At 48.7% G+C, this 11,821-nt stretch carries 10 protein-coding genes; 2 read left to right on the top strand and 8 right to left on the bottom strand.

The genetic code is table 11. The features are described from left to right. Nucleotides 1-201: 201 nt before the first annotated feature. From O9X78_RS10125 to O9X78_RS10105, 5 genes are all read right to left on the bottom strand, one after another. Entirely contained in the window at nt 202-513 is a 312-nt protein-coding gene (locus O9X78_RS10125) for a hypothetical protein (protein WP_269619560.1), read from the bottom strand. A 180-nt stretch (nt 514-693) separates the two neighbouring features. After that, nucleotides 694-2,910: a TonB-dependent receptor gene (locus O9X78_RS10120; RefSeq protein WP_269619559.1), complete on the bottom strand. Its 2,217-nt coding sequence runs from the start codon at nt 2,908-2,910 to the stop codon at nt 694-696. 206 nt (nt 2,911-3,116) lie between these two features. After that, nucleotides 3,117-3,872 (bottom strand): SDR family NAD(P)-dependent oxidoreductase, encoded by a 756-nt coding sequence (locus O9X78_RS10115; RefSeq protein ID WP_269619558.1) that lies wholly within the window; start codon nt 3,870-3,872, stop codon nt 3,117-3,119. 53 nt (nt 3,873-3,925) lie between these two features. Next, nucleotides 3,926-5,386 carry a flavin-containing monooxygenase gene (locus tag O9X78_RS10110; RefSeq protein WP_269619557.1) on the bottom strand — a complete coding sequence of 487 codons (1,461 nt, stop codon included), beginning with the start codon at nt 5,384-5,386 and terminating at the stop codon, nt 3,926-3,928. Between the two features lie 118 nt (nt 5,387-5,504). Then, a complete protein-coding gene (locus O9X78_RS10105; protein WP_269619556.1) occupies nt 5,505-6,665 on the bottom strand; it encodes a helix-turn-helix transcriptional regulator in 1,161 nt (386 codons plus the stop codon). A 176-nt stretch (nt 6,666-6,841) separates the two neighbouring features. Here O9X78_RS10105 and O9X78_RS10100 point away from each other — a divergent pair, with 176 nt between their 5' ends. Beyond that, nucleotides 6,842-7,669 carry an SDR family NAD(P)-dependent oxidoreductase gene (locus O9X78_RS10100; protein WP_269619555.1) on the top strand — a complete coding sequence of 276 codons (828 nt, stop codon included), beginning with the start codon at nt 6,842-6,844 and terminating at the stop codon, nt 7,667-7,669. A gap of 52 nt (nt 7,670-7,721) precedes the next feature. Continuing rightward, nucleotides 7,722-8,657, top strand: coding sequence for an alpha/beta hydrolase (locus O9X78_RS10095; RefSeq protein ID WP_269619554.1), 936 nt, complete (start codon nt 7,722-7,724; stop codon nt 8,655-8,657). An 8-nt stretch (nt 8,658-8,665) separates the two neighbouring features. On the opposite strand, the gene O9X78_RS10090 is transcribed toward O9X78_RS10095, so the two are convergent. The 3 genes from O9X78_RS10090 to O9X78_RS10080 form a co-directional block, all read right to left on the bottom strand. Next, nucleotides 8,666-10,114 (bottom strand): cobyric acid synthase, encoded by a 1,449-nt coding sequence (locus O9X78_RS10090; protein ID WP_269619552.1) that lies wholly within the window; start codon nt 10,112-10,114, stop codon nt 8,666-8,668. Nucleotides 10,115-10,386: 272 nt separating this feature from the next. Continuing rightward, nucleotides 10,387-11,046: a 5,6-dimethylbenzimidazole synthase gene (gene bluB / locus O9X78_RS10085; protein WP_269619551.1), complete on the bottom strand. Its 660-nt coding sequence runs from the start codon at nt 11,044-11,046 to the stop codon at nt 10,387-10,389. Next, the gene (locus tag O9X78_RS10080; protein ID WP_269619550.1) at nt 11,039-11,821 is read right to left on the bottom strand and encodes an ABC transporter ATP-binding protein; all 783 of its coding nucleotides are present in this window, start codon (nt 11,819-11,821) and stop codon (nt 11,039-11,041) included. Before O9X78_RS10080 ends, bluB begins: the two co-directional genes overlap by 8 nt.

Genomic DNA, 11,821 nt, shown 5'->3' with positions numbered 1-11,821 from the left:
TGGTAAAATGAGAAAATGGCGTGCTGTATCATTGGTCGGAAGGTTTCATGCCATCGGGTGTGGAAAAACTGAGATTTAGCATTTGGCAACCTGCAATGAATCACGCTGCGTAACAGGCCCGAATGATTAAACTGCGAGAGACGCTATTGGAGATACAGAGCTGAGCTTAATCCCAAGCGGATATTACTTGCCGATTGATCTTTAATTTTTACCGCTTCTGACTCTGCCAAAATGCACCGCTAATATCAGGGCGATGGATAAGCCGCCGGACAAACAGGCAACACTGGGTAAATTTAACCCTACTTCAAAGCGACCATTGTATGCCAGCAATGCATAACCCGTTATAAAGTTAACACTGCCCCATAACACATTGATTACTGGGGAGGATTTGCCGATACCCGGCGGTCGTGCGAATGGACTTGGAAATGCCTGCCCGCTGATGCCGCTCACGAAATGGGGCAGCCCATTGACTAAGAGTACACCGGCAAAAAAGTACGCAATAAATATCATCACCGTTTCTGCCTAGGTAAAATTAGGGGTATGGCTATCTGAAATAGGCTAATGGTTTGTTGGTCGACTTAGCTTATAAGGTTAACGATGTCAGTATTAGGGAGGTTTGTAAATACGTGATGTATCAACTTAGGGGTGTTAAGTAGCCAGCGCAGTTCTGACTACTTAACAATATGAGCTTATTTAAAATGACAGCGTGAGATCGACACCAAAGCTCCGCTGCTCACCAAATATTGTGGTAACAAAGCCACTGGCGGCCCAGTCTATTTCGTGTGCGGCGTAGGTTTTATTTTCCAAATTTCTTCCCCACAACTGCACGCTTAGTTCGCTTTTACCAATGGCGATAGCACTTACACCCAGCGTCGCACCCAGTAGACCGACGTCGTCTTTGCGAGCTATACCCTGAGTACTGAAGAAGTACTCGTCTTCCCAGCTGTAATTCACAGCAGCACTGAGTTCACCGATGGATATGGGGCGCGAATAATCTAAGCTGACGTTGTAGCTGTGTTGAGGCGCCGACGGGACATTTTTCGATTGCGATACTTCCTGCCCGTACTGAATGAAGGAGTCATAATTTGCATTGAGATAGCCATAGCTAACGTTAAGCTGTAGATCTCGCGTTATTAGGGCGGTTAAATCCATCTCAGCCCCTGACATTGTTGCTTCACCAGCATTAAAGGTGTCGGTCGCAATGATGTTCACCGGGTCGCTTTGGTCTACCTGTAAGTCTGTGTATTCATACCAAAAAGCCGCAAGGTTTATTCGCACTCGGCGATTGAATAGTTCTGCCTTGCTACCAATTTCGTAGGCGAGCAATTCCTCTGGGTCAAAACCTTGAGCAAATCTGGTTTCGGTACCGCGGGTGTTAAAACCGCCAGCGCGGTAGGCCGTGGCGATTTTTGCATAGGCGTTCACGTCGTCGCTTATGTCGTAGCCGATGGTGAAGCTCGGTGTGAACTTGCTAGAAGTTTGGTCGCCGCTAACAGTAGCGCCATTTTGATTGTCATATAAATTATCGTATTTAGTCGCATCGCGCTTGTCGCTGGTGTATCGCAGCCCCAAGGTTAGGTGCAAACGCTGTTCTAGTACTTCAGGTGTGTATTCAAGTTGTGAGAATGCCGCGAGGGATTCCGCACTGGCGTCGATTTCATAATATTCTTCTGCAATTTGCGGGAAGCCGCCCAGCGCAAGTAAGTTGAGAGATGCGAGCTGATCTTCGCTACCGTCTTCTTTGAAATAATAAAGTCCGCCAACGTAGTCAACTTTACCGTCGGCAAAGCTGCCTAAAAATTGAATCTCTTGAGAAAATTGGTCTTGTACTTTATTTGTTCGAGTGTCGAGGATTTCCGCGCCGCTGGCAACGAGAGACGGGAAGGTGCCGCCGCTAAAGTGGTGGGCACTGGCAGAGTAGTCTTGATAGGCGAACTCATCGAGTTCGCGATACGCCGTAATGGATTTGATGGTGAGGTCGTCATTAACAAGCCATGTTGCCGTTAAGCTATGACCGCCAACGTCATCGCTGCTATTTTCTAGATTGTTTACCGACAATGTTGATTGACGTGATTCTCTAGCAAACGCCGTAAAACCTGCGGCATTGGCATTGGTGACGCGAGTTATCTGGTAGGCGAGTTGACCGCCGTTAATTTCGGATTGGTCGAATGCATAGTCAAGAGAGAGGTCGTCACTGACTAGCCAGCGGGCAGCGAGACGTATAGCCTGCTTTTGTTGTTCGCCGAAATCTTTTCCATCGCCGGTGTTCTCTACCCAGCCGTCCTCAGCGCTGCGACTATAGGCTGCGCGCAGCATAAATGTATCGGTAACAGGAAGGTTGGCCTGAGTTGTGGTGCGCCAATAACCGCGATTGCCTTTGCTAAGCTTTTGCTTAAGGCTGAATTCTTCATTGGGCAGCGCGCTGCGAATGGAAATTGCGCCACCGGTAGTGTTGCGCCCGTAGAGGGTGCCCTGTGGTCCACGTAATACTTCAATAGCCTCTAAGTCTGCTATGTCTGCGCTTAGCCCTGCAGCACGGCCTAAATATACACCATCTAAATACACACCGACGGCGGGGTCTTTGGTGACTTGTAAGTCAGCATTCCCGACACCGCGAATAAAAGCGGTAAGCGAGTTTCTGTTAGTTGGATGCGGCGCAGTGGATAAATTCGGAACGGCGCTTTGAATATCCCCTACATCGCTAATACCTAATTTCTCTAATTTTTCGCTGTTGAACGCGATTAGGGAAATAGGGGCGTCTTGTAATGATTCGGTTTTTTTCTGCGCAGTAACAACAACCTCTTCGAGTGTTAGGCCATTAGGCGTTTGTTCAGCATAGCTAGTATTAATTAAAGATGTCGCCGCTAATAGAACGCCAGCGGACAGAGCGTAGGGTCGAAATGAAGACATAATTTACTCCGGAAAAACCTTGTTATTTATTGTTTAAAACTCAAAATACGGCGCTGTCTTATCGATGTTGGGCAGTATTATTGATACTCGTATTTATGTCATGGATAACAGCGTGTGACATCGTTGACTTGGACTATTCGAGATGGAATATCAGATATTACTAAGACGATTAAAAAAGGGCCGCCGCAAGCGGTGGCCCAAAGCGCTCACCCAGGATGTGCTGAGAACCTGCGGCCGGCACTAAAGCCTCCGTCAACAGCGATGGTTTGGCCGTTGACAAATGATGCCGCGTTTGATGAAAGAAACCCGATAACGCTGGCGACTTCTTCGGCGCGACCCGCACGTCCTTGAAGATGCCAGCTGATAAATTTTTCATGTAGCTGTGGGTCGAGTGCAATATCTTTGGTCATAGCAGTTTCAATCAAGCCGGGAGCCACACTATTGCATCGTATACCTTGGCTAGCATAGTCAGCGGTGATACTGCGGGTGAGCTGGATGATACCTCCTTTAGATACGTTGTAGGCGACATTGTTGTCGCAGGCTTCCAAGCCGAAGATGCTGGCAACGTTAATAATATTGCCAGCGCCCTGAGCGAGCATAATCGGCAACACGTATTTACACATCAGCATCGTGCCGGTCAGATTGATGTTTAATACTTTTTGCCACTGAGCCATCTCTATATCATTCACCCCGCCCCAGCCACTAATGCCGGCGCAGTTTATCAAGGTATCTATGCCTGCAAACTCGTCGGCGAGTTGATTAATAGCCGACCGAATGGCTGCTTCACTCTCTACATTCAGATTCAGGAAGTGTACGTTTTCTGAATCCCACTTGTGTTTTACGCTTGAAGATGGAGAATTTATATCGCAGGCGATAACGCTAGCGCCGCTTGCAAGCAGCGTGTCGACACTGGCCAGACCGATCCCAGAACAGGCGCCGGTGATAAGTGCTACATTTCTCATGCTAGAGGCCTCATTATTTTTTTATGTAGAATGAATAAAATATCGCTATTTTTTTAACTTAAGTTATACGCGGAAATATCAGGTCGCTGCATCGCTTCTTTAAACTGGGCGCGAGTCCATGGCCAAGTCGCAGGAACGCCCTGCGCATCCAGATACCAGCTTTGGCAACCCGATCCGAATATCGATTTTTTAGCTGCAATGACACGAGCTGCATCAAAGTCATTCAGCGCAGATTGTTTTGCGCTAACTTTGCTGTAGTCGCCACTCTCGACTAATGCCATCAGTTGACTAATGTAATGCCACTGCTGCTCTGCTATTTCGATGAGTGAGAAGTTCCCGACCGGGCCATTGGGCCCGTTGAGCATAAACAGGTTCGGAAACTCGGGAATTGATACCGACATATATGCCGTTGGGCGGTCGGCCCAGGCTTGCTCTAAAGTTATACCGTTTTCGCCAGTGATCGCCATTGGCCGCATAAAACGGTCGGCCTCAAAGCCGGTGGCGAGCACAATAATGTCAAATTCTCTGAGTGTGCCGTCGGGGCTACGTATCCCGTATTCTTCAATCGTGTCTGCGCCTTCGATGAGGATCTCGACATTGGGTTTTTGCACCGCGCTGTAAAAGCCCTCCGAGTAAATGAGTCGTTTGCAGGCGGCGCGATAGTTTGGTCGTAAACGCTCCCTAAGTATTGGATCGCTTACAGACAGCTCAAGATTTTGCGCCACGATATTTTCGATTTCATGCATGGCGGCTGAATCTGGCTCGGTTATCGCTACTGAAAAGCGCTCAATATTGGCTTCCAATTCTGGGTCGTTTTGGATGCGCTTTAGTGCGGCGGCGTCTGTGCGAAAAAGCTCCTTTTCAGCCTCGCTAAATTCCCCGTTGATGACCGGCATAATCCACTGCGGTGTGCGTTGGTAATGGCATAAGCTTGCCGCTCTGTCTGCGAGGGCGGTGACAATTTGTACGCCAGTCGACCCCGTGCCAACAACGGCAATTCGCTGACCATCTAATTTCACCGAGTGATCCCAGCGCGCGCTGTGGAATATATGACCTTTAAAGCTGTCCATGCCTTTTATATTCGGAATGCGCGGGTGGTGTAATACTCCGGTGGCCGCTATTACAAAATCGGCGTAATCGGTATGGCCAAGTGATGTAACAATTTGCCATTGATTATCAATAAATTGGCAACTGTTTATTTCTTCATTGAATGAAATAATATCTTCTAGATGATATTTAGCGGCCACCGATTCAAAATAGGCTTGTACTTCTGATCCTGGCGGTAAATACCGGCTCCAGTTTGGGTTTGGTTCAAAGGAGTAGGTGTAAGAGTGCGAGGGTACGTCACACGTTAATCCGGGATAGGTATTTTCTCGCCATGTGCCTCCGATCCGGTCGGCTTTTTCATAAACGCGAACATTTTTTTTGCCAGCGTCAAGCAGCTTGATAGCCGCCAAAATTCCCGCCATCCCGGCGCCGATAATGACGTATCGATATTGCTTATTCTTATTCATATTGACTATACCTTACATAGCTTTTTAAAAGCGCCTGTTTGCACTTTGCTTATCCTATGAGGGTTCGTCGGGGCTTAAATCGTCCAGATAAACTATTTTTGCACTTTGTCGTACATATTTATTCTATTGCTAGATAGGCAGCGACGCTTTTTAGTAGCAGGCTCACTAGCATTGTTTGCTGGGTAACGCCGGTTTTAGTAAAGATGGCGCGTAGGTGGGCGCGGGCGGTATTTCGGCTGATATGCAGGAAGTTGCTAGCGTCTTCTAAGTTTTGGCCGTCGGCTAAGGCCATCGCGAGCCGTGATTCCGCCGGTGTTAAGCCGTAGAGTTGGCCCAGTACTTCGCTTGATGTCTGTGATTTATTTTCTGGGTCGCTCAAGAATATGGCGACTGCGGCAATCGCTTGGCCATCGACACGGCTAGCTTGTGGCATAGAGCGCACGACGATGTTTAGTGGTAAGTGTCCGCTGCTTCGGGTTATCGCCATGGCTTGCACAATATAAGGCGTATTTTGCCGGTGGGCGTTTATTGCATCATTAACAATTTTCTTAAAATAACTTGCTTCACTTCCTTGGTTTATTTGTAATTGCTGGCCGTTTAGGCCAAGACCATCCTTATTCGACAGAATGCGATCAGCAACCGGATTACAGTGTATTACTTGACGTTTCTCGTCGAGAATAATGGTGCCCAAAGACAATTGCGACACCGTTCGGTCGAGTAGCGTGTTTTGGGATTCCATTTTTTGTAGTCTGGTATACAAGAGTATGGCACGCTGCAAATGCGGAACCAGAAGCGCTATTTTTTCCTTGTCTGTGCTCGTAAATGACGGCGCGTCAGAACCGCGGGTTATTCTCAGACTTACCCGCATGCCGTCAGCGAGCTGTATGTCTACGCCAAGATTGTGTAACAAATCATAGGGTTTCATACAGCGCAGATAAAATTCGCTTCGTAGCAGCTGATTCTGGGGTACAAACTCTTCCAGGGTGATGACTTGGCCGGTGGGAAGATTTGCAAAGGGATCTATCGCGTATAGGCCATCGCTGTAGGCGTTGTTTGGGCTTTCAGACAAGGTTGATGGCAGTCCGTCGCTCAATAGTAAACCCGCATCCCCTGGGTTGGGGTTTCGTAAAATAAGAAAGCAAATATTTGCGTTCATTTCTGTCCGTAGTAGGCTCAGAAATTTCTGCCAAAGCGGCGTTTCATCCAAGCCGCTATAGATACTTTCTAGCAATTCGCTAAATGTATTTACGTCATAGGTAGCATTCTTATTGTGCGTCATGTTGGCGGAGTCACTTATTGGCTTTTGACATGGTTTGCCGCTTTTCTAGAGCAGTCTACTAGCATAGCCTGATGACTTAGCTTTGTACTAGTCCATCTCGACGATGATAGTTTGGCCTATTGGTTGCACATTAGTACCTCATAAAGTTAATAAGCGCTTTGGCAGGGCGAGGAATAATGGTAATAGATCAACAACAGGTCGCAGTTATAACTGGCGCGGCAAGTGGTATTGGCTTGGGTTTGGTGAACGCCTGTGCTGCGAGACGGATGCGTATTGTTGCTGCGGATATTAGTCATTCAAGGCTGGAAGCCTTAAGTCGAGATTTACAATTTCGTAATATTGAGCATCAAATAATGGTCTGCGATGTTGCGGATCCCCTGCAGGTTAATGCCTTGGCCGATCTCGCATATACACAGTTTGGCCAAGTGAATGCGTTGTTTAATAATGCCGGTATTATGATTAACGGCCTGAGTTGGGAATGCAGTGTTGCCGATTGGCAAAAGACCATGAGTATCAATTTTCTAGGAGCTGTTTATGGCATACGTGAATTTGTGCCACGTATGTTGGAGCAGGCATCGCCAGCCCATATCGTGAACACGTCATCATTGGCGGGGCTGCTGAGTTCGCCGTTGATGGGCCCGTATGGTGCCAGTAAGCATGCTTTGGTTTCGTTGTCAGAGACCTTGCTTTATGACCTGCAGGCGCAGGGTGCGAAGATTGGCATTTCTGTGCTGTGTCCTGCTCAAGTTACTAGTAATATTATGGATGCGATTGATACTGGCGAGGGTAAGCAACACGGCGCAGAGCGGCTAAATGATTTTTTACGCGATGGTATTCGCCAAGGTATGGCCCCGAATGATGTGGCAGAGAACGTACTCGACGCTATTGAACGCAATGCATTTTGGATATTCACGCATCCTGATTTTAAGCCTACTTACGCCGCCAAGACAGACGCTTTGCTTAACGAGCGGAATCCAGTTTTTGAACAGGTGATTTGCGATTAAGTCGCGTGTGCGACTGAATGTTATCTAGACCAAAAATAATAAGGGAGTGTTGATGCTAGCCCCAGAAGTGAAAGCTTTACTAGAGTTTATTAATAGTCAGCCTAGTTTTCCAATGTCTGATGTCACACCTGCCGTGTTGCGGGAAAGTGCTAAGACTGTCGGTGGCGCTGTTGAGCCGGTATTTAAGGTTGAGAATTCTCAAATCACTATTGCGGCCAGCGACAGCGAGCCTGGGCAGAGCGACCCGCTAAGAGTCCGGATCTATTATCCGGAAAACGCTAAAGCGAATGGTGGTGCTCTGTTGCCTGCGGTGTTGTTCTATCACGGCGGCGGCTTTGTTATGTGTGATTTGGATAGTCACGATGGAATGTGCCGAACGCTGTGTAATGCCAGTCAGGCGGTTGTGGTTTCGGTGGATTATCGGCTGGCACCTGAGGCGCATTTTCCTGCTGCTCCGGAAGATGCGTATCGCTCATTACTTTGGCTGCATCAAGAAGCAGAAACCTTAGGTGTTGATGCCAATGCCATTTCGGTTTGTGGTGATAGTGCTGGCGGCAACCTTGCGGCGGTTTTGTGCCTCCTTACTCGAGATCGACGTGGCCCGGCGATACAAAAACAATTGCTTCTGTATCCAGTAACATCGCCAAATTGCGATACTGACTCGCACCATAAATTTGCCGAAGGCTACTTTTTGACCCGCGAACAAATGCAATGGTTTTGGCAGCATTACCTCGGTGACGCCACAGATGCAAAAACGCCGTATGTTGATTTGCTGGAAGCCGATCTAACTGACTTGCCGCCCGCTATGATTATTACCGCTGAATATGATCCACTGTCAGATGAGGGGAGACTCTATGCGGACAATCTGAAAGCGGCGGGTAATACCGTTGAACATCGCTGTGTGCCAGGCCAAATCCACGGCTTTTGTAGCTTCAGCGATTATATTCCCCAGGGACGAGACGTGCTGTGTAGCTTATTTAAATCTTAGATCTTTTGTTAGGTGGGCGATGACTTTAGTAACTCATCAATATCCAAATGTGTTTCTAAAGAGTCGGCCAAGCGATCAATATTACTTTCGATAATACCGGCGTAATTTAGTTGTTCTACCTGCGCGATGCCCGCCCACGATAGCAATTCATTGCGGGTATCGCTTTCATCAAATAGCCCATGTAAATAGCTGCCAATGATCTGGCCGTCGTCACTGCGGCTGCCATCTTTATGGCTACCCAAATCTGCGAAGGGAGTATTTAGTGCAGTGCCGCTGCTAATGCCTGCGTGAATTTCGTAGCCGCTAATTTTTGCGCCGCTGCCGATAAGTTGGCCGCTAACGCGGCGCAGGGTTTTGTCGCTGCCGAGGGTGGTTTCCATATCGAGAAAACCTAAACCGGTGCTGGAACCGGCATCGCCTTCGATGCCATCGGGATCGTGAACGGTCTTACCCAGCATTTGAAACCCGCCGCATATCCCAAGCACTTTGCCACCATAGCGGAGGTGTTTGTTAATGTCGCTGTCCCAGCCATTGCTGCGTAAATACTCTAGGTCGCGGCGTGTGCTTTTGCTGCCGGGAATGATGATTAGCTCGCATGGCGGAATTGATTCGCCTTTGCCGACAAAACAAAGATCTACCTGGGGGTGCAGACGTAGCACGTCAAAGTCGGTGTGGTTACTTATGCGGGTGAGCACCGGCACCGCAACTTTAATGACTTTGTCATTCAGTTGTTGGCGGCTGTCTATTGCGTCTTCGGCTTCCAAGTGAAGGTCGTGAATATAGGGAACCACGCCAATGACTTTTTTTCCGGTGCGCTCTTCTAACCAATCTAGACCGGATTGGAGTAGGGCGATATCACCGCGAAAACGATTGATGATAAAGCCTTTAACCCGCGCCTGTTCAGTGGCAGAAAGTAAATCCAGTGTGCCGACGAGGTGAGCGAATACGCCGCCGCGGTCAATGTCGGCGACGATCACCACGGGGCAGTCCACCGCTTCAGCAAAGCCCATATTGGCAATGTCGTTGGCGCGTAAATTGATTTCCGCAGGGCTGCCGGCACCTTCCACCACGATCACATCGTATTGTTCGCTGAGTCGCTGATGTGATTCTAGTACCGCGCTCATGGCGCGTTTTTTATAGGCGTGATAATCCTGAGCTTCCATATTACTCAGCGCTTTGCCGTGAATAATTACTTGCGCGCCTGTATCGCTATTGGGTTTGAGTAATACTGGATTCATGTCTGTGTGCGGCAGCAAGCCGCAGGCCTGTGCTTGAACTGCTTGGGCGCGACCAATTTCGCCACCCTCTGGGGTGACGGCGCTGTTCAATGCCATATTCTGCGGTTTAAACGGCGCTACGCTCAAACCGCGACGTTTAAATACTCGGCACAGCCCCGCGACAGTGACACTTTTGCCTGCGTCTGAGGTGGTGCCTTGAATCATTAATGTTAGGGTCATGGTTGTATCACTTAATTTAATTCGTCGGATGTCTGGTGTCGGAAGTCGGACGAGCGAATTAGTGTTCTTCGCCTAGCGTCTCCCGTGTTCTGAGAATGCTTTACGCTAGATGGGAGACGGTAAACGCTAAGAAGATTGGTCGGAAGTCGGGTGTCTGACGTCGGACGTAAGTGGACAGGCCGCGATATATTGCCACTTCTCAACCTAGCTTCGAGCAGTATTTTAAGCGTCTCCCGTCCAGCGTTCTGCAGCCACCGCGTCCGACATCAGACCTAATCCAGCCACCCATCTTGCATTATCAATTCGTCAATATTTTTGCGCTCAGCCCAGCGCTCGGTCTCTAGCATGGGGCGAGGATAAAATTCCTCTACAGGGCCAAGGCATAGCACGGCAATAGCGCGACAGCCCTCGGGCATATTGAGTAAATTTTGTAGTGAATCTGGATCGAATAGCGATACCCAGCCCATGCCAAGACCTTCCGCGCGAGCGGCCAGCCACAGGTTTTGAATGGCGCAGGAGGCGGAAGCTAAGTCCATTTCTGGTAGGGTGCGGCGACCAAATATATGTTTGTCGCGGCCGTTCATTAAACAGACTACAAGTAGTTCAGCACAGTCACGCACGCCTTCTACCTTTAAACGCATGAATTCATCTTCGCGTTCATTAAGTGCTTGTGCGGTTTTGATTCTTTCGTCTTGGACTAGCTGATAAATATTTTCGCGTAGCTCGGCTTTGCGAATACGAATAAATCGCCACGGTTGCATAAAACCAACACTGGGTGCGAGGTGGGCGGCAGAAAGCAATTTCTTTAAGGTGGTTTCGTCTACCTGACCTCCACTGAAATGGCGCATGTCGCGACGCTCAGCCATGACTCGATAGACGGTATCGCGATCTGCCGCGCTGTACCGTAAATCGTCGATGTTGGATTTAGTCACGGCGAGAGTTCCTGCTGCTGACGGGCATGAAATAAGTTTGGCCTTCGCTGGAGATCATACTGAGCTCTTGGTCGTAGAGTCGCTCCAGTGCTGTAACGGTAAGCATGGTATCGGCATCCCCCCAACATGCGTCGCCGTTGGGATACAACAGCAGAATTTTATCGCACCAGTGTGCCGCTAGATTCAAATCATGTAGGCAAAGAATAATTCCGCAGCCGCTATCCGCTTGCTCTGCGAGTAGCGCCATAATTTGCACCTGATGCTTTAGATCAAGGTGGTTGCTAGGTTCGTCGGCCAGCCATAACTTCGGGCTCTGACAAAGAGCGGTGGCAATGGCGAGTCGTTGGCGTTCGCCGCCAGACAGAGTGCTGACTAAACGCTGCTCTAAATTGCTAAGTTCTAATTTTTGCAGTGCGCTTCGCGCGATAGCGAGATCGTCTGCGGTTTCAATATCCCAAGGTGAAATAAAAGGATGGCGACCGATCATGGCGGTTTCTAATACAGTGGCGGGAAAGCCTTCACCATTGTTTTGAAATACCACCGCCAATTGCTGGGCAACGTGTTTGCGGCGTAACTGTTGAATATCGCTATTATTTAAATTCACTTTTCCAGAGCGAGGTTTTTTAAGCCCTGCAAGGGTGTGTAATAAGGTGGTTTTGCCTGCACCGTTGGGGCCGAGTATGCCCCATATTTCTCCAGACTTAACGTCGAAACATAGCGGCGTACCACTTTTGCGTTCTGGGATATCAATAACTAAGTCAGTCGCGGATAACAT

This window comes from Zhongshania aquatica (assembly GCF_027257955.1).
Classification (GTDB): Bacteria; Pseudomonadota; Gammaproteobacteria; order Pseudomonadales; family Spongiibacteraceae; genus Spongiibacter; species Spongiibacter aquatica.
This window is presented reverse-complemented; position numbering and strand designations above follow the sequence as displayed.